We start from the raw sequence: 25,730 nt of genomic DNA on the forward strand, positions 1-25,730 counted from the left end.
GCATGGCGGAAAGCGAAAGCGGTCAGGACAAGACAGAAGAACCCACCGACAAGCGCAAACGCGATGCCCGCGAAAAAGGCGAGGTCGCGCGTTCCAAGGAGCTGAACACGGTAGCGGTGACCTTGGCCGGTGCCGGTGGCCTGCTGGCGTTCGGTGGCCACCTGGCCGAGACGCTGTTGGCGATCATGCGCATGAACTTCAGCCTGACTCGCGACTTCGTCGTCGATGAGCGGGCCATGGGTGCACTCCTGCTGGCCTCGGGCAAGATGGCCATCTGGGCGGTGCAGCCGATATTGATCCTGTTGTTCGTGATTTCCTTCGTCGCGCCGATTGCCCTGGGCGGTTTCCTGTTTTCCGGCAGCCTGCTGCAGCCTAAATTCAGCCGCATGAATCCCTTGTCGGGGATCAAGCGGATGTTCTCGATGAACGCGCTGACGGAGCTCGTGAAAGCACTCGCCAAGTTTTTCGTGATTCTGGTCGTGGCGGTGGTGGTACTGGTCAATGACCGCCAGGCGCTGCTTGCCATTGCCAATGAGCCATTGGAGCAGGCGATCATCCATAGCTTGCAGGTGGTGGGCTGGAGTGCGTTGTGGATGTCGGCCGGGCTGCTGTTGATTGCGGCGGCGGATGTGCCGTTCCAGCTGTGGCAGGCGCACAACAAACTGAAGATGACCAAGCAGGAAATCAAGGACGAGTACAAGGACAGTGAAGGCAAGCCCGAGGTCAAGCAGCGAATCCGCCAGCTGCAGCGTGAGGCCTCGCAGCGGCGCATGATGGCGGCTGTGCCCGAAGCCGATGTAATCATTACCAACCCGACGCATTATGCGGTGGCCTTGCAATACGACCCGGAGAAGGGCGGGGCGGCGCCGTTGCTGCTGGCCAAGGGCACGGATTTTATTGCCTTGAAGATTCGCGAGATCGGTGTGGAGCACAAGGTCCAGATCCTCGAATCGCCGGCGTTGGCGCGGGCGATCTACTACTCCACCGAACTCGAGCAGGAAATCCCTGCCGGGCTTTACCTGGCGGTAGCACAGGTGCTGGCTTATGTGTTCCAGATCCGCCAATACCGGGCTGGGAAGGGCAAGCGGCCAGAGCCGCTGAAGGACGACCTGCCGATCCCGCCGGACCTGCGCCGCGACAGTTGACCTTGTGTCAGGGCTTCTGGCCCTTTCGCGGGTAAACCCGCTCCCACAGGTTCTCGGCGGGCCTTGAAAGCTGTGCGGTCCCTGTGGGAGCGGGTTCAGCTGCGAAGAGGCCGGAACAGGCAACATAAATCCCCCGTCGAGCAAAGTTGGAAGGCTTCTTGCAAAGCCAGCGCCAGGCGCTCCCTGTGCGTCAAAGTTTTGCATCAAGAGGACTCGCGGTGGATCGCACTCAGTTAATCAGCAACGCCCGTAACAACCTGGCCGGGCTCGGTCGGGGCAACCTGGGTGTGCCGCTGTTGCTGCTGGTGATGTTGGCAATGATGATGTTGCCGATACCGCCGTTCCTGCTCGACGTGTTCTTCACTTTCAACATCGCCCTGTCGATCGTGGTCCTGCTGGTCTGCGTCTACGCCTTGCGCCCGCTCGACTTCGCCGCGTTCCCTACCATTCTGTTGGTGGCCACGCTGTTGCGCCTGGCCCTGAACGTGGCTTCCACCCGGGTGGTGATGCTGCATGGCCAGGAGGGCCACGGCGCCGCCGGCAAGGTGATCCAGGCCTTCGGCGAGGTGGTGATCGGCGGTAACTACGTGGTCGGTGCCGTGGTGTTCGCCATCCTCATGATCATCAACTTCGTGGTGGTGACCAAGGGCGCCGGGCGTATCTCGGAAGTGAGCGCGCGTTTCACCCTCGACGCCATGCCCGGCAAGCAGATGGCCATCGACGCTGACCTCAACGCCGGCCTGATCGACCAGGCCCAGGCCAAGCACCGTCGTGCCGAAGTAGCGCAGGAAGCTGAGTTCTACGGTTCGATGGACGGTGCCAGCAAGTTCGTCCGCGGTGACGCCATCGCCGGCCTGCTGATCCTGTTCATCAACCTGATCGGCGGCATGCTGATCGGCATGCTGCAGCACGGCATGAGCTTTGGCGATGCCGGCAAGGTGTACGCCTTGCTGACCATCGGTGACGGTTTGGTGGCGCAATTGCCATCACTGTTGCTGTCCACCGCTGCCGCGATCATGGTCACCCGGGCCTCGGGCTCCGAGGACATGGGCAAGCTGATCAACCGGCAGATGTTCGATTCGCCCAAGGCCCTGGCGGTGTCCGCCGCACTGATGATCGTCATGGGCCTGGTGCCGGGCATGCCGCACGTGGCCTTCCTCAGCCTCGGCCTGCTGGCCGGTGGCGGCGCCTACCTGGTGTGGAAGAAGCAGCAGAAGGCCAAGGCGCAGGCGCTGCAAGAGGCGCAGCGCCAGCAGGACCTGCTGCCCTCGCCACAGCGCGCGCTGGAAACCAAGGAGCTGGGCTGGGACGACGTCACGCCGATCGACATGATTGGCCTGGAGGTCGGCTACCGGCTGATCCCCCTGGTCGATCGCAACCAGGGTGGCCAATTGCTTGCGCGGATCAAGGGCGTGCGCAAGAAGCTGTCGCAAGACCTGGGCTTCCTCATGCCCACGGTGCACATCCGCGACAACCTCGACCTGCAGCCCAGCGCTTATCGCCTGACCCTGATGGGGGTGATCCTGGCCGAGGCCGAGATCTACCCCGACCGCGAACTGGCAATCAACCCCGGGCAGGTGTTCGGTACCCTCAACGGCATTGCCGCGCGCGATCCGGCGTTCGGCCTTGAAGCCGTGTGGATCGATGTCGGCCAGCGCTCCCAGGCGCAGTCGCTGGGCTACACCGTGGTTGACGCCAGCACCGTGGTGGCCACCCACCTGAACCAGATCCTGCAGAAGCACTGCCACGAGCTGATCGGTCATGAAGAGGTCCAGCAACTGCTGCAGGTGTTGGCCAAGGCATCGCCTAAACTTGCAGAGGAGCTGGTGCCGGGTGTCATTTCCTTGTCGGGCCTGCTCAAGGTGCTGCAAGCGTTGTTGTCGGAACAGGTGCCTGTGCGCGATATTCGCAGTATCGCCGAGGCGATCGCGAACAACGCCGGCAAGAGTCAAGATACCGCCGCACTGGTGGCGGCGGTGCGCGTCGGATTGTGTCGCGCCATCGTGCAAAGCATTGTCGGCGTTGAGTCGGAGCTGCCAGTGATTACCCTGGAGCCAAGGTTGGAACAGATTTTGCTCAATAGTCTGCAAAGGGCCGGGCAAGGTCAGGAAGACGGTGTTCTTCTGGAGCCGAGCATGGCCGAGAAGCTGCAGCGTTCGCTGATCGAGGCGGCCCAGCGCCAGGAAATGCAGGGCCAGCCGGCCATTCTCCTGGTCGCCGGCCCGATCCGCGCCATGCTGTCGCGTTTCGGTCGCCTGGCTGTACCGAATTTGCATGTTCTGGCGTATCAGGAAATACCGGACAACAAGCAAGTCACCATCGTTGCCACCGTGGGCCCTAATGGCTGAGGTAGGGGATAATGCAAGTTAAGCGATTTTTCGCCGCCGATATGCGTCAGGCCATGAAGCTGGTCCGTGACGAGCTGGGCGCCGATGCCGCGATCATCGGCAACCGTCGCATCGCCGGCGGTGTCGAGCTGACGGCCGCGCTGGACTACAAGCTGTCCGCCCTGGCCCCGCGTGTGCCCAACGCCGAACTGGAAGAAGAGCTGCGCAAGACCCATACGCGCATCGCCACCGCCCAGGCCGAGCTGGGTCACCGCCAGGACAGCAGCGACAACAACCGCCAGTTGTTCGCCGGGCAGTCGCTGACCGCCGCCGAGCCGTTGATCGAACCGCACGTCGATGCGCCCGAGGCCGCAGCTGCAGCCCCGGCGCCGGCACCGGTCGACCCGCGCCTGTTCGATGCCATGCGCTCCGAGCTGTCGGGCCTGCGCGAGCTGCTGGAAGTGCAGCTCGGCTCGCTGGCCTGGAACCAGTTGCAGGGCAGCAAGCCGCAGCAGGCCACTGTCTGGCGCAGGCTGCAGCGCATCGGCCTGTCCGGGCCGATCGCCCGTGAGCTGCTGGACCTGACTGCCGAGATCGACGAGCCACGCCAGGCCTGGCGCATGCTGCTGGCGCACCTTGCGCGGATGATCGAAATCCCCGAAGTCGAGCCGATCGAAGAGGGCGGTGTGATCGCCATGGTCGGCCCGGCCGGCATGGGCAAGACCACCACCCTGGCCAAGCTGGCGGCCCGCTACGTGCTCAAGTACGGTGCGCAGAACCTGGCGCTGGTGAGCATGGACAGTTTCCGCATCGGTGCCCAGGAGCAGCTCAAGACTCTGGGTCGCATCCTCAACGTACCGGTGACCTACGTCGACCCGGGCCAGTCGCTGGCTGCGGCGCTGGAGCCGCTGCTGCGCAAGCGCGTGGTGCTGATCGATACCGCCGGCCTGCAGGCCAGCGACCCGGCCCTGCGCATGCAGCTGGATACCCTGGCCGGGCGTGGCATCGCCGCGAAGAACTACCTGGTGCTGGCCACTACCAGCCAGAAGCAGGTGCTGACTGCCGCCTACCACAGCTACAAGCGCTGCGGCCTGGCCGGTTGCATCCTGACCAAACTCGATGAAACGGCGAGCCTTGGCGACGTGCTGAGCCTTGCCATCAGTCATGAACTGCCGGTGGCCTACCTGACAGATGGGCCGCGCATTCCTGACGATGTGCACCTGCCTCGAGGGCACCAGTTGGTCTCCCGCGCGGTCAATGTGCAGCAACAGGACGAGCCCAGCGAAGAGGCCATGGCCGACATGTTCGCTGATCTCTATCACAACCCACGGCGAGCGGGTTGATGATGAAGCGTGTGCAAGGTAGCTATGCCAAAGGGTACGCAGAATTGCCCTACGTGTGGCCTGAGTCCCAGCGAGACAAGGTAAAGAACAGACATGGGTAGCATGCATCCCGTACAGGTGATCGCCGTGACCGGTGGCAAAGGTGGCGTCGGCAAGACTAACGTTTCAGTGAACCTGTCCCTGGCGCTGGCCGAGCTTGGCCGCAGGGTCATGCTGCTCGACGCCGACCTGGGCCTGGCCAATGTCGATGTGTTGCTGGGCCTTACCCCCAAGCGGACCCTGGCCGATGTCATCGAAGGGCGCTGCGAGCTGCGCGATGTGATGTTGCAGGGCCCCGGTGGCGTGCGCATCGTGCCGGCTGCCTCGGGCACGCAGAGCATGGTGCACCTGGCCCCGGCCCAGCATGCCGGGCTGATCCAGGCGTTCAGCGAAGTCGGCGACAACCTCGACGTGCTGGTGATCGACACTGCTGCCGGTATCGGTGATTCGGTGGTCAGCTTCGTCCGCGCCGCCCAGGAAGTGCTGCTGGTGGTATGCGACGAACCCACCTCGATCACCGATGCCTACGCCCTGATCAAGCTGCTCAACCGCGACTACGGCATGAACCGTTTCCGGGTGCTGGCCAACATGGCGCAGAGTCCGCAGGAGGGCCGCAACCTGTTCGCCAAACTGACCAAGGTCACCGACCGCTTCCTCGACGTTGCCCTGCAGTACGTGGGCGCCGTGCCGTATGACGAGTGCGTGCGCAAGGCCGTGCAGAAGCAGCGCGCCGTATACGAAGCCTTCCCACGCTCCAAATGCGCGCTGGCCTTCAAGGCGATTGCCCAGAAGGTCGACAGCTGGCCGCTGCCGGCCAACCCGCGCGGCCATCTGGAGTTCTTTGTCGAGCGCCTGGTGCAGCCCACCAGCGCGGGACCTGTGCTATGAACGCCAGCGGTTTCAAGATGTACAGCCGGGCGTCGAAAGACGCCCAGTACGAGCTGATCGAGCGCTACGCCCCGCTGGTCAAGCGCATCGCCTACCACCTGCTGGCGCGGCTGCCAGCCAATGTGCAGGTCGAGGACCTGATCCAGGCCGGCATGATCGGCCTGCTGGAAGTGGCCAACAAGTACGACGCCAGCAAGGGCGCCAGCTTCGAAACCTACGCCGGCATTCGCATTCGCGGGGCCATGCTCGATGAAGTGCGCAAGGGCGATTGGGCACCGCGTTCGGTGCACCGCAACACCCGCATGGTCAGCGACGCGATGCGTGCGGTTGAAGCCCGAACCGGTCGTGACGCTAAAGATCATGAAGTTGCTGCCGAACTCCAATTGAGTCTCGATGATTACTACGGGATCTTGAACGATACCCTGGGCAGCCGCCTGTTCAGCTTCGACGACCTGCTGCAGGACGGCGAGCACGAAGGGCTGCATGAGGATGGCGCCAGTGGCCAGGTGGAACCTGCGCGTGGCCTGGAGGACGAGCGCTTCCAGGCTGCCCTGACCGAGGCCATCGCCAACCTGCCGGAGCGTGAGCGCCTGGTGCTGGCGCTGTACTACGACGAAGAGCTGAACCTCAAGGAAATTGGTGAGGTGCTGGGGGTCAGCGAGTCGCGGGTCAGCCAGTTGCACAGCCAGTGTGCCGCGCGCCTGCGCAGCCGCCTGGGGGAATGGCGGGCGCGTTGAGCCCGCTGTCGTTGCAGTCGTTTTCTACGTTGTACCGAATTGTGAATGCGCGCTCGGGGCCGAGCGCGTTTGAGACTGCTTGGAGGTCTACTTGAACAAAGACATGAAAATCCTCATCGTTGACGACTTTTCGACGATGCGGCGGATCATCAAGAACCTGTTGCGTGACCTGGGCTTCACCAACACCGAAGAAGCCGATGACGGCACCACGGCGCTGCCGATGCTGGAGAACGGCCACTATGACTTCCTGGTGACCGACTGGAACATGCCCGGCATGTCCGGTATCGACCTGCTGCGCAAGGTGCGTGCCCACGATCGCCTGAAAACCATGCCGGTGCTGATGGTGACCGCCGAAGCCAAGCGCGACCAGATCATCGAAGCGGCCCAGGCCGGCGTCAATGGCTACGTTGTGAAGCCGTTCACCGCCCAGGTGCTCAAAGAAAAGATCGAGAAGATCTTCGAACGCGTCAACGGCTGAGTCACGTCAGGGGGCGCGCCATGGATTCATCACAAACGTCTTTGGGCGAGTTCGAATCGACCCTGAAGAAGCATGCCCAGGAGCTGGTCGAAAGCCTGGAGCGTGGCCGTTTCGGCGAGGCGGTGCAGCTGATTCACGAGCTGAACCAGACCCGTGACCGCGGCCTGTACCAGGAAGTCGGCAAGCTGACCCGCGAGCTGCACAGTGCCATAGTCAGTTTCCAGATCGACCCGACCATGCCGCAGGCCGAGGAGGTGTCGCAGATAACCGACGCCACCGAGCGCCTGTCGTACGTGGTCAGGCTCACCGAGGGCGCGGCCAACCGCACCATGGACCTGGTCGAGGAAAGCACCCCGGTGCTCAACGACCTGGCCAGCGAGGCCGAGGCCCTGAGCACCGACTGGCAGCGTTTCATGCGCCGCGAAGTGGCTGCGCCGGAGTTCCGAGACCTGGTCAAGCGCGTCGACAGTTTCCTGACGCTCAGCGCCGAAGGTAACCGCAAGGTCGCCGGCCACCTCAACGACATTCTGCTGGCCCAGGACTATCAGGACCTGACCGGCCAGGTGATCAAGCGCGTCACCACCCTGGTCACCGAGGTGGAAAGCAACCTGCTCAAACTGGTGTTGATGGCCAGCCAGGTCGACCGCTTTGCGGGCATCCAGCATGACCACGATCAACTGCGCGCAGAAAAAGATCGAGAAAAACATCCGACTCGGGGTGAAGGTCCGCAGATTCATGCCGATAAGCGTGAAGATGTCGTGTCCGGTCAGGACGATGTCGATGATCTGCTGTCCAGCCTGGGTTTTTAAGGAGCACGTTTGATGAGCTTCGGCGCCGATGAAGAAATCCTCCAGGATTTCCTGGTAGAAGCCGGCGAAATTCTTGAGCAACTGTCCGAGCAACTGGTCGAGCTGGAAAGCCGGCCCGACGATGCCGACCTGCTCAATGCGATCTTTCGCGGTTTCCACACTGTAAAAGGGGGCGCCGGCTTCCTTCAGCTGAACGAGCTGGTGGAGTGCTGCCATATCGCCGAGAACGTGTTCGACGTCCTGCGCAAAGGTGAGCGCCGGGTCGACGCGGAACTGATGGATGTGGTGCTCGAGGCACTGGACACGGTCAACAGCATGTTTGGCCAGGTGCGCGAGCGTGCCGAAGTGACCCCGGCTACCCCCGAGCTGCTGGCCGCGCTGTCGCGCCTGGCCGAGCCGGGCGGCGCAGAAGCCGTCGAGGCGCCTGCCGCTGCGGCACCGGAGCCGGTTGCCGAAGCGCCGGTGGAAGAGCAGGACATCACCGACAGCGAGTTCGAACAACTGCTCGATTCGCTCGATGCGGTCAAGGCACAAGCTGCGGCCGACGAGCAGATGCAGGGCGAGACCGTCAGCGGCGCAGGTGACGAAATCAGCGACGCCGAGTTCGAGTCGCTGCTCGACCAGTTGCACGGCAAAGGCCAGTTCAGCGCCGAGGTTGCCGCGCAGCCGGTTGCCAGCGCGCCGGAAGCGGCCAGCGACGAAATTACCGACGCCGAGTTCGAATCGCTGCTGGACCAGTTGCATGGCAAGGGTACCTTCCAGGCCGATGCCTTGCCTGGTGCCAAGGCGCCGGCGCCTGCTGCAACTGACACCAGTGCAGCCAGCGATGAAATCAGCGAGCACGAGTTCGAGGCGCTGCTGGACCAGTTGCACGGCAAGGGCAAGTTCGGTGGCGACGTTGCCGCCGTCGAAGCCCCGGCTGCAGCCAAGGCGCAAGCGCCGGTCGTGGCCAAGGCCGACAGCCAGCCCGTGGCCAAGCCAGCAGCAGCTGCGCCGGCACCGGCGCCTGCCAGCAAACCTGCCGCAGCACCTCGCGCCCCGGCCCCGGCCGCCGACAAGCATGGTGCCAGTGAAGCGGAAACCACCGTGCGGGTCGATACCGCGCGCCTGGACGAGATCATGAACATGGTCGGCGAACTGGTGCTGGTGCGTAACCGCCTGGTGCGCCTGGGGCTGAACAGCGGTGACGAGGCCATGTCCAAGGCGGTGTCCAACCTCGACGTGGTCACCGCCGACCTGCAGACCGCGGTGATGAAAACCCGCATGCAGCCGATCAAGAAAGTCTTCGGCCGCTTCCCGCGCCTGGTGCGCGACCTGGCCCGCCAGCTCAAGAAGGAGATCAACCTGGAGCTGGTCGGCGAAGAGACCGACCTCGACAAGAACCTGGTCGAGGCCCTGGCCGACCCGTTGGTGCACCTGGTGCGCAACGCCGTCGACCATGGCGTGGAAATGCCCGAAGAGCGTGAAGCCGCCGGCAAGGCGCGCACCGGCCGGGTGGTGCTGTCGGCCGAGCAGGAAGGCGATCACATCCTGCTGTCGATCTCTGACGACGGCAAGGGCATGGACCCCAACATCCTGCGTGCCAAGGCCGTGGAAAAGGGCCTGATGGACAAGGACGCCGCCGATCGCCTGAGCGAGTCGGACTGCTACAACCTGATCTTCGCCCCGGGCTTCTCGACCAAGACCGAGATTTCCGATGTGTCTGGCCGCGGTGTGGGCATGGACGTGGTGAAGACCAAGATCTCCCAGCTCAACGGCTCGATCAACATCTTCTCGGCCAAGGGCCAGGGCTCGAAGATCGTCATCAAGGTGCCGCTGACCCTGGCGATCATGCCCACCCTGATGGTGATGCTGGGCAACCAGGCGTTCGCCTTCCCGCTGGTCAACGTCAACGAGATCTTCCACCTCGACCTGTCGCGTACCAACGTGGTCGACGGCCAGGAAGTGGTGATCGTGCGCGACAAGGCGCTGCCGCTGTTCTACCTCAAGCGCTGGCTGGTCCAGGGCCAGGTGCACGAAGAGCAGCATGAGGGCCACGTGGTGATCCTGTCGGTCGGTACCCAGCGTATCGGCTTTGTCGTCGATCAACTGGTTGGCCAGGAAGAAGTGGTAATCAAGCCGCTGGGCAAGATGCTGCAGGGCACCCCGGGCATGTCCGGGGCCACCATCACCGGCGACGGTCGCATTGCGTTGATTCTCGACGTCCCGAGCATGCTCAAGCGTTACGCCGCGCGGCGTATTTGATTTCGGTGGCGCACCCTGGCGGGTTGCGCCACCTAATGGAGTGTTTATGGCAGTCAAGGTCCTGGTGGTGGATGATTCCGGTTTCTTCCGCCGCCGCGTCTCGGAAATCCTCTCGGCGGATCCGACGATCCAGGTAGTGGGTACCGCGACCAACGGCAAGGAAGCAATCGACCAGGCGCTGGCGCTCAAGCCCGATGTCATTACCATGGACTACGAAATGCCCATGATGGATGGCATCACCGCAGTGCGGCACATCATGCAGCGCTGCCCGACGCCGGTGTTGATGTTCTCGTCGCTGACCCATGAAGGCGCCCGTGTCACCCTCGATGCGCTGGATGCCGGTGCGGTGGATTACCTGCCGAAAAACTTCGAGGACATCTCGCGCAACCCCGACAAGGTCAAGCAACTGCTGTGCGAGAAGGTGCATACCATTTCCCGCAGCAACCGCCGTTTTGGCAGCTACGCCAGCCCCGCGCCGGTTGCCGCACCAGCGCCGGCAGGCAGCAGCCACGCACCCGCCAGCGGTTTCGCCAGCCCGGCAGCGGCGCGTACGCCTGCGCCTGCGCGTGCGGCGGCCCCGGCGGCAGCGCCAGCACACTCGCCGGCACCCAAGCGCAAGCCATACAAGCTGGTGGCCATCGGCACCTCCACCGGCGGCCCGGTCGCCCTTCAGCGCGTGCTGACCCAGCTGCCGGCCAACTTCCCGGCGCCGATCGTGCTCATCCAGCACATGCCGGCGGCGTTCACCAAGGCCTTTGCCGAACGCCTGGACAAACTGTGCCGCATCAGCGTCAAGGAAGCCGAGGACGGCGACATGCTGCGCCCGGGCCTGGCCCTGCTGGCCCCAGGTGGCAAGCAGATGATGATCGACGGCCGTGGCACGGTGAAGATCCTGCCCGGTGACGAGCGCCTGAACTACAAGCCGTGCGTGGACATCACCTTCGGCTCGGCGGCCAAGTCGTATGGCGACAAGGTACTGTCGGTGGTGCTTACCGGCATGGGCGCCGATGGCCGTGAAGGTGCGCGCCTGCTCAAGCAGGGCGGCAGTACGGTGTGGGCCCAGGATGAAGCCAGCTGCGTGATCTATGGCATGCCCATGGCCATCGTCAAGGCCAACCTGGCTGACGCGGTGTACAGCCTGGACGAAATCGGCAAGCACCTGGTGGAGGCGTGCGTCTGATGGACGTGCTCAGCCTGATCGGCCTGATCCTTGCCTTTGTCGCCATCGTCGGTGGCAACTTTCTCGAAGGCGGCCATGTCGGCGCCCTGATCAATGGCCCGGCGGCGCTGATCGTACTGGGCGGCACGCTGGCGGCTGCCTTGCTGCAGTCGCCGCTGTCGTCGTTCAAGCGTGCCTTGCAGATTCTGCGTTGGATCCTGTTTCCGCCACGGGTCGACCTGGCGGGCGGGATCGACCGCGTCGTCAACTGGAGCCTGACCGCGCGCAAGGAAGGCCTGTTGGGCCTGGAAGGGGTGGCCGACGGCGAGCCTGACCCTTATGCGCGCAAGGGCCTGCAGTTGCTGGTGGATGGCGCGGAGCCGGAGGCTATCCGCAGTATTCTCGAAGTCGACTTCCTGACCCAGGAAAGCCGTGATATCCAGGCTGCCAAGGTGTTCGAGAGCATGGGCGGCTACGCGCCGACCATCGGCATCATCGGTGCGGTGATGGGCCTGATCCACGTGATGGGCAACCTGGCCGACCCGTCGCAACTGGGCAACGGCATTGCCGTGGCCTTCGTCGCGACCATCTACGGGGTGGCCAGCGCCAACCTGGTGCTGCTGCCGATCGCCAACAAGCTCAAGGCCATCGTCATGCGCCAGTCGCGCTACCGCGAGATGCTGCTAGAGGGCCTGCTGTCGATTGCCGAGGGTGAGAACCCGCGCTCGATCGAGCTGAAGCTGCAAGGCTTCATGGAGTAACCCATGCGTCGCCGTCGTCATACCGAGGAACACGAAAACCACGAACGCTGGCTGGTGTCGTACGCCGACTTCATTACCCTGCTGTTCGCCTTTTTCGTGGTGATGTACTCGATTTCCTCGATCAACGAGGGCAAGTACAAGGTCATTTCCCAGGCCTTGCTCGGGGTGTTCAACGACCCCGAGCGCAGCATGAAGCCGATCCCCATCGGTGAAGAGCGGCCGCTGAGCGTGCGCCCGGCCGAACCGTTGGTGAAGGACAGCGAGCAGACCGATGCGGGACTTGGGGCGAGCAGTGTCGACCCGCTGAAAACCATCAGCGATGACGTGCGCGATGCCTTTGGCGACCTGATCAAGAGCGACCAGATGACTGTGCGCGGCAATGAGCTGTGGATCGAGATCGAGCTCAATTCCTCGTTGTTGTTCGGCAGTGGCGATGCCATGCCCAGCGACAAGGCGTTTGCCATCATCGAGAAGGTGGCCGGCATTCTCAAGCCGTTCGCCAACCCGGTGCATGTCGAGGGCTTTACCGACAACCTGCCGATCCGCACCGCGCAGTACCCGACCAACTGGGAGCTGTCATCGGCGCGGGCGGCGAGCATCGTGCGCCTGCTGGCCATGGAAGGGGTCAACCCGGCGCGCATGGCCTCGGTCGGCTATGGCGAGTACCAGCCGGTGGCCAGCAACGACACTGCCGAAGGCCGTGCGCGCAACCGCCGCGTGGTGCTGGTGATTTCGCGCAACCTCGATGTGCGCCGCAGCCTGACTGGAACGGGCAGTGCAAATGCCACGCCGGATGCCGCATTGCGTCGGGCTGGCACACAAAGTGCACCAGCAACGCCTGCGACGGTGGCGGGGCAGTGATCCGTCAATTCCCCGACGTTGCTATGAACACGATGTTGAAGATGGCGCTGTCCCCTGTGGGAGCGGGCATGCCCGCGAAGCAGACGACGCGGTGAATGGCACCGGCTGCGCCGGTGTTCGCGGGCTCGCCCGCTCCCACAGGAATCGTGCAGGCTTTTAAAGAGTTGTTTTCTACAGTGTCCCTGCCAAATCAATAGATAGAGTTTGCTTGATGAGAGTCTGGGCAGTAGCCAATCAAAAAGGTGGCGTCGGCAAGACCACCACTACCATCGCCCTGGCCGGCCTGCTGGCCGAGGCCGGCAAGCGTGTGGTCGTTGTCGACCTCGACCCGCACGGCTCGATGACCAGTTATTTCGGGCACAACCCCGATGCCCTGGAGCACAGCTGCTACGACCTGTTCCTGCACAAGGGCGCGGTACCTGAGGGCCTGCCCGGGCAACTGCTGCTGCCCACCAGTGACGAGCGCATCTCGCTGTTGCCGTCGAGCACCGCGCTGGCGGTGCTGGAGCGCCAGTCACCGGGGCAGAACGGCCTGGGCCTGGTGATCGCCAAGAGTCTGGCGCAGCTGTGGCAGGATTTCGACTTTGCCCTGATCGACAGCCCACCCTTGCTCGGCGTGCTGATGGTCAATGCCCTGGCAGCCAGCCAGCAGCTGGTTATCCCGGTGCAAACCGAATTTCTCGCGGTCAAGGGCCTGGAGCGCATGGTCGGTACCTTGGCCATGGTCAACCGTTCGCGCAAACAGGCGCTGCCGTACCAGATAGTGCCGACCTTGTTCGACCGCCGTACCCAGGCCTCGCTGGCCACGCTCAAGCTGCTGCGAGACACCTACGACCAACATGTGTGGCAGGGCTACATCCCGGTGGATACGCGCCTGCGCGATGCCAGCCGCAAGGGCGTCACACCCTCGCAATTCGACAGCAAGAGCCGCGGCCTGATTGCCTATCGGGCGCTGCTCAAGCACCTGCTGACCTACAAGACTGCAGCGCAGGTGGCCTGATGACCCAGACCCGGCAAACCAGCAACCGGCCACAGATGGCCCTGCAGTCGTACCTCGACGGCCTGCTGCAGGAGGCTACCGAAGACGAAGACCTGTTCGAGGCGCCAGCGGCGGCGGACGAGTTCGCCGAGGCCGTGCGCGAAGAGCAGGCGCGTGATGCCTTGCAGCAAGCCAGGCCTGCGCCAGCCGAAGCAACCGTCCGCCCCGCACCACGGCCATTCGCCGAGCCCAGGCTGGCGGTGCTGCCCCGCGTGATGCCGGTGGAAGCGCCGGTGGTGACGGTGGTCGAGCGCGAAGTGGTGGCCGAGGCAAGCATCCCGGTGCTGGTCGAAGAGCAAACCGTGGAACCGGCAGTGCCGCTGGTGGATGTGCACCTGCCGGCGCCGCAGGTGCCTGTGCCCCCGGCCACGGTCGATGGCCGCCCGGCCTGGGCCGCCGAGCCGTTCGAATGCCTGCTGTTCGATGTGGCCGGGCTGACCCTGGCGGTGCCGCTGGTGTGCCTTGGCTCGATCTACACCCTGGCCGGCCAGGAACTGACACCGCTGTTCGGCCAGCCCGACTGGTTCCTCGGCATCCTGACCTGCCAGGCCGGCAACCTGAAGGTGCTGGATACCGCGCGTTGGGTGATGCCCGACCGCTACCGGGATGATTTTCGCCAAGGCCTGCAATACGTGATTTCCGTGCAGGGCTACGAATGGGGGTTGGCCGTGCACCAGGTCAGCCGCTCGCTGCGTCTGGACCCGTCCGAGATCAAGTGGCGCAGCCAGCGTGGCCAGCGCCCGTGGCTGGCCGGCACGGTGATTGAACACATGTGTGCACTGCTCGACGTCGCGGCACTGGCCGAGCTGATCGCCAGTGGCGCGGTCAAGCAGATGCACGCCAAACAGAAATGACACCGAACACACCGCCGATGGCGGATTTTGAGGGTAGGGGAATGAAAAAGTCGTCTGCACAAGGTTCCGAAGATCCGATCCTGCAGTGGGTTACCTTCCGTCTGGACAATGAGTCCTACGGCATCAACGTGATGCAGGTGCAGGAAGTGTTGCGCTACACCGAGATCGCCCCGGTGCCGGGTGCGCCAAGCTATGTGCTGGGCATCATCAACCTGCGCGGCAACGTGGTGACCGTGATCGACACCCGCCAGCGCTTTGGCCTGATGCCGACCGAAGTCACCGACAACACCCGTATCGTCATCATCGAGGCCGACAAGCAAGTGGTCGGGATCCTGGTCGACAGCGTGGCCGAGGTGGTGTACCTGCGTCAGTCCGAGATCGAGACCGCGCCGAACGTGGGTAACGAAGAGTCGGCCAAGTTCATCCAGGGTGTTTGCAACAAGAACGGCGAGCTGTTGATCCTGGTCGAGCTGGACAAGATGATGACCGAGGAAGAATGGTCCGAGCTGGAGAATATCTGAGTTGATCCTAGAGGTTGCTGTCATCTTCCTGGCGCTGGTCTGGGCGCTGAGCCTGTGGTTTTTCCTCAACTACAGCAAGCGCCAGCGCGAGCTGGCTGCGCAGCAGGCGGCGGGTGATGCGCTGCGTGACCAGCGCATCAAGGACCTGGCCAAGCGCCTGGACGACTACCAGAACGGTACCGTGCGCATGGGCGAGGCGCTGCATGACCTGCGCGTGGCGGTTGCTCCGCTGCCAGACAAGATCCAGCAGCTGGAGCAACGCGACCCGCACAACGTCACCTTCACCCAGGCGGCCAAGCTGGTGGGCATGGGGGCCAGCGTGGCCGAGCTGACCGAAAGCTGCGGCCTCACCCAGGCCGAGGCCGAGCTGATGAGCAAGCTGCATCGCAGCAACTGATTGCCATGAGCATTGGGCGGCCATCTGCTGCAGCGGCCGTGCAGGCTCGCTCGGCAGTCAGTAGCCCTGTGCGTTCCCCGCCATTGCGACCTCTTCCAGTGGCAGCAAGCGCAGCTCTGCACGCCGTTGTGCTGCTTCATCCAGCAGCGCGTCGTAGTTCAGGGTGTGCATGTTTGCCAGGTCTGCCACCTGCCTGAAGGTGTACAGCTCAGGTAGACGTTGGTCGATCACGTGGTTGAGCACCGCAGGCCCGGTCAGCGTGTTGAGCCTTTCGGTATAGGCCTGGAATGCCGCCGCATACTGTCGCGGCGGCTTGGGGACCTGGTAGAACGCCTGGCCCTCTGGGGTGAGGTAGCGGGTCAGTATCTCGTCGGATATGGCATTCAGCACCGGATTGCCAGCACGGCTACCAATCATGCTGGTGTTGTAGCTGGTATACATGCCCAATTGCGCATTGCACACCGGGCTCCTCAGCAGCAGCCCGTCGAGTGGCGTGGTGAGCGGTACGCTGTCGATCTTTGCCCGCAGCTGCCCGGTTGCGTCCGGCTCGACCAGCAGATGGTCGTCAATATCCAGGTAGATGCCCCCTTCGCTGTGCAGGACGCGGTAGCGCAAGATGTCCGAGGCCGAGGAGAAGTTGCTCGCCACACCGCCATTCCCTTCCAGCGCAGCCTGGTACTGGCCGAAGTATTCACTTGCCTCGAACTGGCGATAGAAGGTCTGGTGCTCCAGCACCGCCACCTTCAGCCCCTCGGCGATGCGGGGCTGCAGCAGGGTCATGTTGCGTTCGAATGCCTGAGGGTTTGCATTGGAGAGGTAGAGCTTGAGCGTGAAATCGCTGTTGCGCAGTGCCTGTACGTTGTTGTCGAGCGCAGCCAGGTAATCACCGGCGATCGTCCTGTCACCCAGCCAGATGTGAAAAACCTGCCTGGGGACGGGTATGCCTGGTGCGGTCCCCAGGGCGTCGAGGTCGACGGGCAGCTGCAGATCGATACCCAGTGCCCGCAGCGTACGCGAGCGCGATGCCGGGCTGATTTCCCGCGACGGGTCCGTATCGGGCAGCAGCCGGCTGATCGAGGGCTGCAGCGGGTCGGTGCTGGCCACATAGTGCTGGGCGCCGCGTGTGCCGTTGGGGTACTTGAGCACGAAACTGTCCTGTCGGGCGTCGTAGTAGAGTGGGTGGGGGCCGTTGCCCGCATCGCCGATCAGTTCGTCACCCGTGCCGAATGCCCTGCGCCGCGTTACGCAGCGGGCAACGTGTGAGTCGGCGCCGGGCCAGGTGGCAGCCACTTGGTCACCTGCTTCTGCGAGGTCCTGGAAATAGGGTGTCATCGCCGGGCCGGGCCAGCGTGGCGGCGATACCGGGCTCAGCGGGTAACCTATGCGGCCATTGAGCCTCACCGGTTTGATGAAGCCAATAGGGCGTCGGCCGAACAGCGCCTTGCTCGCCTTGACCCCGCGCGCCAGCCCCGGGGCTGCGTTCAGCAGGCCGAACACGGCCTGCTCGGCGCCTTCGAGCTGTTGGTCCGGATGCTTGTCGTGCAGCGCCTGGTCCAGGCCTATTGTAAATTGGGCAACCCCGGCCACGGCAGCCAGGGGGACCAGTTCGGGAACCACCAGTAGAAACGGTGTGGCCAGGTTCATGGTCAGGTAGAAATAGCTGCGCCATGCGGCCTTGGTCACTTCACTGTCGCGCGTGATCAGGAAGTCGGCGTCGGATTGGCTGCGTTGACGTTGGGCCACCGTCAATGCTTCGAACAGGTTGTATTCGATGCGTGGGCTGTAAGTGTCCGCCTTGTAGTTGATCAAGGTATGCGGGTTCCATACCCTGACCAGGCGATACACACTGGTTGCAGGCCGAATGATCTGGCGGGGCGGGAAATCGGCCAGGCCCCGAAGCACCCGACGCAACCCCGACCAGCCAATCCTGTCCGGAATATCGCAAGCCCTGAAGTGCGCAAGCAGGGCAGCCCGTTTGGCTGCATCGCGGCATTGCCTTGCAAGCCACGCACGCATGGCGCCCGGGTTGGCGAACTCATGCAGCGGTGCCGCATTGCCCGGGATATACAGCAGGGTGAGGTGACTGCGGATATCGCTCAGGCAGAGGATGTCGCTTGATGGGTAACCATTGATGTTAAGCAGCCTGGCGTCTACCCCGTTGGCAATGAGGCTTGCGCCGTGGTGCCAGCGTTCCACTCCAGCCGCCCGCCACGCCAGGCTGCGTCCATGTTCGCTGAGGTTGCCCCGCAAAGCTTGCCGGTTGCAGGCAGCGAGGAACGCGATGCACGCGCTGGCGCTGTACTGGCTGGCGGTGCCGGCCCAGAAGGCATCGAGCTGGCGTTTGAATACGTTCTGGAAGTCGAGCTGCCAGATGAAAGCCTGGAAGGTCGTGGCGTCTACCTGGACATAAGTGCCGGCGTCGTAGCGCATGGGTGCGGTCTGGCGGAAAAGGCCATGGAATTCGGTGTGCACATCAATGTCATGGGCCAGGCCGCTTCCAGGCAACTCATCGACGATCGTCACTTGGCCGTGACTGAATTCCTGGGCCCAGCGCGCTCGACCGTGTAGCAGGGACAGGTCCGGCAGTGAACCGAGCAGGTCGAAGGCTGCCGTTCCGCCTTTTAGCAGCAGCTGCGCGATTTGCTCGGCAGCCTTGGAATAGCCGCTTTGCTGCCAATTGCTCAATAGTGCTTCGGTCAGGCTCATTTGTTGGACGACCTTGGCCAGCCAACCCCGCTTGGGTACGAATTTGCAATGCAATGTCACCGCAAGTGTGTTGTCGGGTTCCAGGTCCAGTTGCTGCTGGCGTGCCCAGTCGCGGATGGCGGCACTGGCATTGCGGTCCGGGCGTGGCACGGAACCCAACATTGCCTTGACGTAATCTTGGCCGGCTGCGCCGACCACGGGTAGGCGCTGGGTCATGTTCGGCTCCAGGAATGGTTGCCACCGACCTTGGAGAACCGGTTCAGGGGCAGCAGCGTACGCACTGCCTCGCGCATGCGCGGCAAATCGACGAACTGGTAGGCGTTGATGCGCGGTATCCCATAGAGATTGGTGAGCTGTCGCAGGAGACGCAGGCTAGGCAGTTGCCTATCGACCACGTCGCTGAGCAGGGCAGGGCCGGTGAGGTAGCTCAGCCGCTTGGCGTAGTGATAGAAGTTCGCCGGGTCGTCGGCCAGGCTGGGCTTGCTGTCGTAGAATTCGCGGTTGAGCTGGTAGCGCGTGTACATTTCTTCGGAAATGGCCTCCAGGGTGGGGTTGCCTGGGTGGCTGCCGATCATGCTGGAGTTGTAGAGGCAGTTCATGCTCATCCTTTCGTTGGACATGGGCGGTGCCAGAAGCAGCCCATTGGCGTCGGTGCTCAACTCGACCTGGTCGATGGGCTCACTGGCGTCGCCTTCCGGGCGCCCGTCGATGATCAATGGGTATTCGCCTGGTGCCAGCAACGTGTCATCGACGTCCATGTACAAGCCACCTTCGTGGTGCAGCATCGGGTAGCGCAGCACGTCGCATGCCGATGCATAGTTGCGGGCGACGCCGCCGTTGCCATCCAGGGCAGCGTCGTACTGCGCGTAGTACCTGCTTTGGCGGAAATTCTGGAAGAAGGCCTGCTCTTCCAGCGGCAGCACCTGCAAGCCCGGGGCATGACTGGTCAGCAGATCCAGGTTTTCGGCAAAGGCCTGCCGGGCTGTACTGGAAAGGAACAACCGCATGCTGTATTCGCTGCCTTGCAGCCGCGCTGCGTTCTGGCCCAGGTTGGCCAGCAGCTCCTGACCGATGATCTGGTCACCGACCCACAGGCAGGAAATGCGCTTGGGTATTGGCCAACTCCCCGGTGCTCTGACCGGTATCTGTAGCGGTAATGGCAGGTCGACGCCCAGCGCCCGCAGGGTCCGGACGCGCATTGCATTGGTTGCCACACGCCCTTGTGGTGCAGGTCGCAGGTCCCTGCTGCCGAGTACTGCCACGAAGCCGACAGGGTCGGCCTGGTTCACATCCTCGGCCTGGATGAAGACGTCCCGTGCCATGTCGTAGATGACGCGGGTGTTATAGGTATCGATGCTGGCTGCGAGCTTGTCTGGCTCACCATCGTACTGCGGTGTGCGAATGACTGCGTCGGCAACTGCCTGATCGCTGTCCGCCAGGGGCTCGATCGGGTCGGTGACATGGAAATAGCGGGCGCCCTCGGGTTCGGGTAACCGCGGCGGCGAAAGCGGGCTCAGCGGGTAGCCGAGCTGATCACGCAACCGTGTCGGTGGAGCGAAGCCCTCGGTCTTGAATTCGAATAGCGCCGAGGCCCGCGAGGCCCCGCCTGCCGCCAGTGGCAACGCGTTGAACAGGCCCCATGTGATGTTGTCGATGCCGTCCTGGCGCTGCTGCAATGACTTGCCATTGATCGCCTGGTCAAGCCCCAGGCCAAACTGGGCGATGCCGCCAACGGCCAGCAGAGGGGCCAGGCCCGGCACCACCATGCAAAGTGGCGCAAGCAGGTTGAGCGTGGTGGTGAGGTAGCCACGCCATCTGGCCTTGGTAACCTCGCTGTCAGCAGTGATCAGAAATGCGGCATCGTCGTAGCTGCGCTGGCGCTGGCGCTCGGCCAGCGCCTGAAACAGATCGCCCTTCATCCTGGGGTTGTATCTGGCAGGCCGATAGTTGACATAGGTTTGCGGGGGCCAGGTGCCATCGTCGTTGAAGTAACCATGTTCAGGCGGTAACAGATGTCGCTCTGGGTAGGCGCCCAGGCCCTCCAGGGCGGTGTCCAGGCCGCTGAAGTCGAGACCTTGTGGGCAATCGGCCAGACGAAAGTGCTGTTTCAAGGCCTGGCGTCTGGCCGGGTCTTTGCATTGTTCGCCGACCCAGGCTTTCAATTCTCGTTCGCTGCTGAACGTCAGCAAGGGCGAGCTGTTGCCAGGTATGTACAGCACTGTCAGGTCGGTGATGGGGTCATTCAGGTACAACAAGTCGGTCGCTGCATAGCCGTAAATGCTCAATGTGCTGCGACGCACCCTGTTGCGCTTCGGCATCAGCCCAGCCGCCTGCCAGATCAGCTGCCGCGCCGGCTCGCTGAGGCTGCCTTCGCTGACCTGTTTATTGCAAGCTGCGATGAAGTTGAGCTTCAGCGCCAGCCTGTGACTGCGCAGATGGTCTCGCCAGTAGGCATCCAGCGCCGCCTTGAAAGGATGCTGGAAATCCAGTTGGGTGATGAAGTGCTGGAAGGCTTCGGCGCTTACCGGCAAATGGGTGGAAGCGTCGTAGCGTTGCGGGGCAGTGCGCCGGAACAGGCCGTTGAATACTTCGAAGGGTGCCCCGTAGTGATTGAAGGCGGGTGCCGGGAGGGTGTCCACCAACCGTAGCGGGCCTGCGGGCAATGTACCTGCCCACGGTGCTTGCAGCAGCTTGCCGAACACGTCATTGGCCGCCTCGCCCTGCCAGTTGCCCAGCAGTGCCTGGGTCAGGCTGATACGTTGGCTGATTGCGGCCAGCTGGCCACCTGCACCGTCAGGGCAGTAGTGGAGGGTAACGACGTCAAGCTGGTTTGGGTCCAGGTCATGGCCTTGCTGCGCGAGCCATTGGCGGATGGCGCGGTTGGCTTCTTGATCGGGGCGAGGCACATGGCCGAGGTGGTCTATAACGTAATGCGTGCCCATCACGTTGATGCGAGTCGAATGCATGTGGGTACCTGCGCTGAGAGGAAGCCGGCAAGGTTGAAGCAGGGGTACGTAAAAGCGGTGGTAGATATGTCGGTACGCGGCCTGGCCGATCTCGTCACCCCCGGCCCTCCGGCGCTGATGGCATTTTGGTCGTGCATGTCACTATCCTGCCGCTTCCTGTCCGGTTCCCTTCTTACCCGGCGTCGCCCTTAAACGTTTAAATCCCTGCTTGTACGCACAAGGGATTTACGCAATGAACACGCTCTCTTCAAAGCAGGTGGCCCCCGGCGAGCCACAGTTGCAATGGTTGCGCCAGGCCGACAGCGATACCGCGCCGGCCATCATGCAACTCATCAACAGCACGGTTGGCGATGGCGGTGTTCTGGGTTACGAGCACGAGATGTCTGCCGGGCAGAGCGTCGAATTCACTGCCGCGTTGCAAGAGCGCATCCATGGCGGCGATACCCACGTCTTGCTCGGCCAGGCAATGGCCGGGCCTGCCTGCCTGGTCATTGTTTCGCGCAGCAGCATGCCGAACTGCCGGCATATTGCCGACCTGAGCAAGGGCGTGGTGCATCCGGCCTATCGCGGGACCGGCCTGGTGGCAAGGGCTTTCGGGGAAGTCGTGCGCCTTTGCCAGGCCCAAGGTATCGAGCTGTTGACCCTGGATGTACGCGAGGGCACCCGGGCGCACCGGTTATGGCAAACCTTCGGGTTCCAGACCTACGGCGTGCTGGACGACTACGCACGGGTCGACGGCGTGAAGCACCGCGGCCATTACATGGCCCAGTCCGTGGAAGGCCTTGCGCTGCGACTCAACCTGAACTGACTTGCCCTTCGTCAACACTGCCTGCGGCCATCGCCGTCAACGGCACCTGCCTTTCTGACCCAAGGAACACCCCCAATGGCCTTATCTACCGCAGATTTTCGCGATCAGTTGGAGCAGAAGCTGCACCACCATCTGACCTTGTCCCACCCGATTTTCAAGGAACTGCTTGCGCCTGAGGGCAACAGGCCGCTGCTGCGCAAGGTCGCGCTGCAAGGCTACCAGCTCACCAAGTATTTCCTGACCTATGTCGAGCACTTGTTCTTCTATTGCCCGCTGCCCGCTCACAAGCGGGCGCTGATCACCAATTGTTTCGAAGAAGAAACCGGTCGGCTGTCCCGCACCGACAATCATGTCGTGCTCATGCAGAACTTCCTGAGGGCGCTCGGTATCAGCGATGCCGAGCGTGATGCCGAGCAACCGCTGCCAGCTACATGGGAGTTGATCGATTTCCGCCTGCAAGCGGTACGTGACCCGGCGCGTTATCACATTGGTGCGGCAGCAGTGATGATCGCCAGCGAGGGGCAGAACCTCGAGACCGTCGCAGGTGATGCACGGCATGTGCTGCTGGGGCGTGCCTATGGCCTGGCCGAACAAGACTTGCTGTTCTTTTCGGTACACCAGAAGGAAGACGTGGGCCATGTCAATGAAGGCCTGGACCTTGTCTCGCAGTTGTGCACCACGGCGCAGATGCAGGAAGAGGCGTTGCAGGCGGTAGACCACACCTGCCAGCTGTTCTACGCGATGTACGAAAACATGTACCAGGCGTATTGCCGAGCTCCGCAAGCCGAGGCGGTGTAATGCCCACACGATAAGGATTGCCCATGAAACAGAAATTCAGCTCTACCTTGATCGTCTCGGTGCTGGTAGTCGGCTTCGTGGTGATGTTCCTGTCCAGCGCCTTGAAGGGGTTGTACCAGGTCTACTTCGTCGACCTGGCCTCCCACTTTGGCGAGGGGCGCGCAGCCTTGGCCACGGCAGGATCGCTGTTCGTCCTGACCATCGGCCTGGTATCGCCTGTGGTGGGTTGGTTGAGCGACAGGGTCGGCCCCTTGAGCACGGTGGCCCTGGGCAGTGTCAGCGGCGGGGTGGTGCTGCTGGGCGTGACCTTCGCGGGCTCGCACCTGCTGGTGTTCACCCTGTTGTATGGCCTGCTCGGCGCCTTTGCCCTTGCTGCGATGACCTATGTACCCATGGGTATTCTGGTCGATCGCCTGGTCGCCGAACGGTTCAAGGCCTTCGCTTTCGCATTCGTCACCAACGGCACCTCCATCGGCTTCATCGTGCTGTCGCCGTTGTGGATCATGCTGCAGCAGAGCGTGCCCTGGCAGTCGGTGTTCTCCTGGGTTGGCCTGATCTTCCTGGTGCCTCTGAGCCTGGCGCTGTATTGGGTATCCCGCACCGTGCCGTTGAAGCCGGACCCGCAGGCGGCAAAGGTCAGGCATCCGGTGACGTTTCTGCTGCGTGATCCGCGCTTCTTCGTGCTGGCCCTCAGTTTCGCCAGTTGTGGTGCCACCATGGCGTTCATCGATGTTCACCTGGTGTCGTTCTGGCAGGGTGAGGCGCTGCCCAGTTCGGTACAGGCCAGCGGCCTGAGCCTGTTAGGTGTGCTGGAGCTGGTCAGTGGCCTGCTGGCGGGCTGGTTGGCCACCCGCTACAACAAGGGGCTGCTGCTGATGATGTTCTACCTGCTGCGAACCGCTGCGGTCATCGTGCTGCTGACCACGCCTGGGCCTCTCGGAACCTACGTGTTCGCTGTGCTGTTTGGCGCCAGTTACCTCGGAACGGTGGTGCTCACGTCTGCCTTTTGCTTCGCGCTGTATGGCGCCGAAATCAAAGGCAAGGTGTTCGGGATGCTGTTCCTGGTACATCAACTTGGCGCGTTGGTTGCCACGCAGCTGGGCGCACTGGATTTCGACCGGCATCAAAGCTATCAGCTGACCTTGGCCGGCCTGGCCACGGCCACGGCGGTGGCTGCCCTGGCATCGTTGTGGCTGATAGCGGTTCGCCCATCAAGCGAAACCCTGGCCGCTCAACTCGCCGAACCTGAATAGTCCACCAATCAATTGCCCATTGTTCAATGCAAACAAGGAGGCGCAAACCCATGCAATCTACCGTGATTGGCCTGGATGATTTCAACGCAACTGATTTCAATGCAACCAGGGCGCTGCATGCTCACCGGGTCAGTGACCTGTCCGATGTGTTCTGCGAGCCTTTGGCCATGACGTCCGCCTATACCTTCGCTTCAGCGAGAGAGGCTTGCGAGCGCTTCAGCGGGCAACAGCAGGGCAATGTATACAGCCGGTTCACCAACCCGACCGTTCAAGCGTTTGAAAGCCGTGTGGCAGCGTTGGAAAACGCTGAAAGCGCAGTGGCGTTCGCTTCCGGCATGGGCGCTTTCACCGCGCTTTGTCACGCCTTTCTCCAGCAAGGTGACAACATTGTCTGCAGCCGTGACGTGTTCGGCACTACCGTCAATGCCTTCAGCTACTACATGGCCCGGTTCGGGATCGAGGCCCGGTTCGTCGATTTGACAGACCTGGCGCAGTGGACTTCGGCAATCGACGGCAGGACCCGTCTGGTGGTGTTGGAGTCGCCCTCCAATCCGCTGCTGAAAATCGGTGATATCCGCGCCATAAGCTTGCTGGCACATGAAAAAGGCGCGTTGCTGGTGGTGGACAACACCTTGCTTACCCCGGTTTTTCAGCGGCCCCACACACTGGGAGCGGACCTGGTCATCCACTCCGCCGGCAAGTACATGGATGGCCAAGGGCGTGCCTTGGCGGGCGTCGTGACCGGTTCGCAAAGCCTCATTCAGGTGTTGCGGGGTGTTCTGCGTACCTTGGGCATTTCCTGCAGCCCGTTCAACGCCTGGCTGCTGCTCAAAAGCCTGGAAACCCTTGAAGTCAGGATGATGCGGGCGCAGGAGAGCGCCTTCGAGCTGGCCCGCTGGCTTGCCCATCAGGACCTGGTGACGGCGGTGCATTACACCGGCCTCGAGCACCACCCCCAGCACGCATTGGCATGCCGCCAGCAGGACGGCCATGGCGGGCTGTTGGCTTTCGAGATCGTCGGGGGCCAGGCCGCAGCCTGGCAATGGATTGACCAACTGCGTTGCGTGGCGCGCTGTACCAACATTGGCGACACCCGCAGCATGGTCACGCATCCAGCCACAACCACGCACGGGCGACTGGACGCACAGGCGCGGCATCAGGCGGGTATCACGGATGGTTTGATCAGGTTGTGCGTCGGCCTGGAGCGTGTGGACGATATCAAGGCCGACCTGCAACAGGCTTTCCACGCCGTGTCCTTGCAATCATCCATGACAGTGCCGGTCGGCTGTGCCCGGAACGCGGTGTTCAATGACTGAACTGCTCGCTTCAGGATTCGGCATTGGCGTGTTCGCCGTGGGGGTGCAGATCCTTGCACTGATCGCGGTGTATGGCACGGCCTGCGTTAAGGAAGTGCGCTTCTATGCCGTGGCTTTCGCGCTGGCGAGTTGCGTGATGACGGGCATGGCGATGCTCGACCCGTTGGCATTCACCCAATGGCATGTCGACGGCCTGGCAGTACTGGCGATGTGCGGCTGATGCCGGGCGCCGTCAATTTTCGATAACGGGTGCCGGTTCAACACCCGCTCATGACGTTCAG

At 62.9% G+C, this 25,730-nt stretch carries 22 protein-coding genes; 20 read left to right on the forward strand and 2 right to left on the reverse strand.

Features of this window, described 5'->3' with window-relative positions; genetic code table 11:
- Positions 1-2: 2 nt before the first annotated feature.
- The 15 genes from flhB (at position 3) to IRZ77_RS06275 (ending at position 15,602) form a co-directional block, all read left to right on the forward strand.
- The gene (gene flhB / locus IRZ77_RS06205; RefSeq protein WP_046614578.1) at positions 3-1,145 is read left to right on the forward strand and encodes a flagellar biosynthesis protein FlhB; all 1,143 of its coding nucleotides are present in this window, start codon (positions 3-5) and stop codon (positions 1,143-1,145) included.
- 218 nt (positions 1,146-1,363) lie between these two features.
- Positions 1,364-3,493, forward strand: a complete 2,130-nt coding sequence (gene flhA, locus IRZ77_RS06210; RefSeq protein WP_025340073.1) for a flagellar biosynthesis protein FlhA — start codon at positions 1,364-1,366, stop codon at positions 3,491-3,493.
- Between the two features lie 11 nt (positions 3,494-3,504).
- Entirely contained in the window at positions 3,505-4,815 is a 1,311-nt protein-coding gene (flhF, locus tag IRZ77_RS06215) for a flagellar biosynthesis protein FlhF (RefSeq protein WP_046614577.1), read from the forward strand.
- A 93-nt stretch (positions 4,816-4,908) separates the two neighbouring features.
- A complete protein-coding gene (gene fleN / locus IRZ77_RS06220; RefSeq protein ID WP_039612698.1) occupies positions 4,909-5,742 on the forward strand; it encodes a flagellar synthesis regulator FleN in 834 nt (277 codons plus the stop codon).
- Positions 5,739-6,479 carry an RNA polymerase sigma factor FliA gene (fliA, locus tag IRZ77_RS06225; protein WP_046614576.1) on the forward strand — a complete coding sequence of 247 codons (741 nt, stop codon included), beginning with the start codon at positions 5,739-5,741 and terminating at the stop codon, positions 6,477-6,479. The genes fleN and fliA overlap by 4 nt, the downstream gene beginning before the upstream one ends.
- A gap of 103 nt (positions 6,480-6,582) precedes the next feature.
- Complete coding sequence (locus IRZ77_RS06230) at positions 6,583-6,957, forward strand: chemotaxis response regulator CheY (RefSeq protein WP_161551427.1); 375 nt, start codon at positions 6,583-6,585, stop codon at positions 6,955-6,957.
- A gap of 20 nt (positions 6,958-6,977) precedes the next feature.
- On the forward strand, positions 6,978-7,766 hold the full coding sequence (locus IRZ77_RS06235; protein ID WP_046614575.1) for a protein phosphatase CheZ: 789 nt from the start codon (positions 6,978-6,980) through the stop codon (positions 7,764-7,766).
- Positions 7,767-7,778: 12 nt separating this feature from the next.
- Complete coding sequence (locus IRZ77_RS06240; protein WP_046614574.1) at positions 7,779-10,010, forward strand: chemotaxis protein CheA; 2,232 nt, start codon at positions 7,779-7,781, stop codon at positions 10,008-10,010.
- 46 nt (positions 10,011-10,056) lie between these two features.
- Positions 10,057-11,190, forward strand: a complete 1,134-nt coding sequence (locus IRZ77_RS06245) for a protein-glutamate methylesterase/protein-glutamine glutaminase (RefSeq protein WP_085601623.1) — start codon at positions 10,057-10,059, stop codon at positions 11,188-11,190.
- A complete protein-coding gene (locus IRZ77_RS06250) occupies positions 11,190-11,930 on the forward strand; it encodes a flagellar motor protein (protein ID WP_046614572.1) in 741 nt (246 codons plus the stop codon). Before IRZ77_RS06245 ends, IRZ77_RS06250 begins: the two co-directional genes overlap by 1 nt.
- A 3-nt stretch (positions 11,931-11,933) precedes the next feature.
- Entirely contained in the window at positions 11,934-12,791 is an 858-nt protein-coding gene (motD, locus tag IRZ77_RS06255) for a flagellar motor protein MotD (RefSeq protein ID WP_108480237.1), read from the forward strand.
- Between the two features lie 211 nt (positions 12,792-13,002).
- Positions 13,003-13,791 (forward strand): ParA family protein, encoded by a 789-nt coding sequence (locus tag IRZ77_RS06260; protein ID WP_025340066.1) that lies wholly within the window; start codon positions 13,003-13,005, stop codon positions 13,789-13,791.
- A complete protein-coding gene (locus IRZ77_RS06265; RefSeq protein WP_196173098.1) occupies positions 13,791-14,684 on the forward strand; it encodes a CheW domain-containing protein in 894 nt (297 codons plus the stop codon). Before IRZ77_RS06260 ends, IRZ77_RS06265 begins: the two co-directional genes overlap by 1 nt.
- Positions 14,685-14,725: 41 nt before the next feature.
- Complete coding sequence (locus tag IRZ77_RS06270; protein ID WP_003254393.1) at positions 14,726-15,205, forward strand: chemotaxis protein CheW; 480 nt, start codon at positions 14,726-14,728, stop codon at positions 15,203-15,205.
- Position 15,206: 1 nt separating this feature from the next.
- Positions 15,207-15,602, forward strand: a complete 396-nt coding sequence (locus IRZ77_RS06275; RefSeq protein WP_023663283.1) for a DUF2802 domain-containing protein — start codon at positions 15,207-15,209, stop codon at positions 15,600-15,602.
- A 57-nt stretch (positions 15,603-15,659) separates the two neighbouring features.
- On the opposite strand, the gene IRZ77_RS06280 is transcribed toward IRZ77_RS06275, so the two are convergent.
- Positions 15,660-18,524 carry a dermonecrotic toxin domain-containing protein gene (locus IRZ77_RS06280; RefSeq protein ID WP_196173100.1) on the reverse strand — a complete coding sequence of 955 codons (2,865 nt, stop codon included), beginning with the start codon at positions 18,522-18,524 and terminating at the stop codon, positions 15,660-15,662.
- A complete protein-coding gene (locus tag IRZ77_RS06285; RefSeq protein ID WP_196173102.1) occupies positions 18,521-21,274 on the reverse strand; it encodes a dermonecrotic toxin domain-containing protein in 2,754 nt (917 codons plus the stop codon). The genes IRZ77_RS06280 and IRZ77_RS06285 overlap by 4 nt, the downstream gene beginning before the upstream one ends.
- A 232-nt stretch (positions 21,275-21,506) precedes the next feature.
- Between IRZ77_RS06285 and IRZ77_RS06290 the strand changes: the two genes are divergently transcribed.
- The 5 genes from IRZ77_RS06290 to IRZ77_RS06310 all read left to right on the forward strand — a co-directional run bounded on the left by IRZ77_RS06290 (position 21,507) and on the right by IRZ77_RS06310 (position 25,669).
- Entirely contained in the window at positions 21,507-22,082 is a 576-nt protein-coding gene (locus tag IRZ77_RS06290; RefSeq protein WP_196173104.1) for a GNAT family N-acetyltransferase, read from the forward strand.
- Positions 22,083-22,157: 75 nt separating this feature from the next.
- Positions 22,158-22,880 carry a TenA family transcriptional regulator gene (locus IRZ77_RS06295; RefSeq protein WP_196173106.1) on the forward strand — a complete coding sequence of 241 codons (723 nt, stop codon included), beginning with the start codon at positions 22,158-22,160 and terminating at the stop codon, positions 22,878-22,880.
- Positions 22,881-22,903: 23 nt separating this feature from the next.
- A complete protein-coding gene (locus tag IRZ77_RS06300) occupies positions 22,904-24,133 on the forward strand; it encodes an MFS transporter (protein ID WP_046614566.1) in 1,230 nt (409 codons plus the stop codon).
- A 50-nt stretch (positions 24,134-24,183) separates the two neighbouring features.
- Positions 24,184-25,449, forward strand: a complete 1,266-nt coding sequence (locus IRZ77_RS06305; protein ID WP_153671522.1) for an aminotransferase class I/II-fold pyridoxal phosphate-dependent enzyme — start codon at positions 24,184-24,186, stop codon at positions 25,447-25,449.
- Positions 25,442-25,669 (forward strand): hypothetical protein, encoded by a 228-nt coding sequence (locus tag IRZ77_RS06310; RefSeq protein WP_046614564.1) that lies wholly within the window; start codon positions 25,442-25,444, stop codon positions 25,667-25,669. Before IRZ77_RS06305 ends, IRZ77_RS06310 begins: the two co-directional genes overlap by 8 nt.
- Positions 25,670-25,730 lie beyond the last annotated feature (61 nt).

Source organism: Pseudomonas pudica (assembly GCF_015680405.1).
Lineage (GTDB): Bacteria > Pseudomonadota > Gammaproteobacteria > Pseudomonadales > Pseudomonadaceae > Aquipseudomonas > Aquipseudomonas pudica.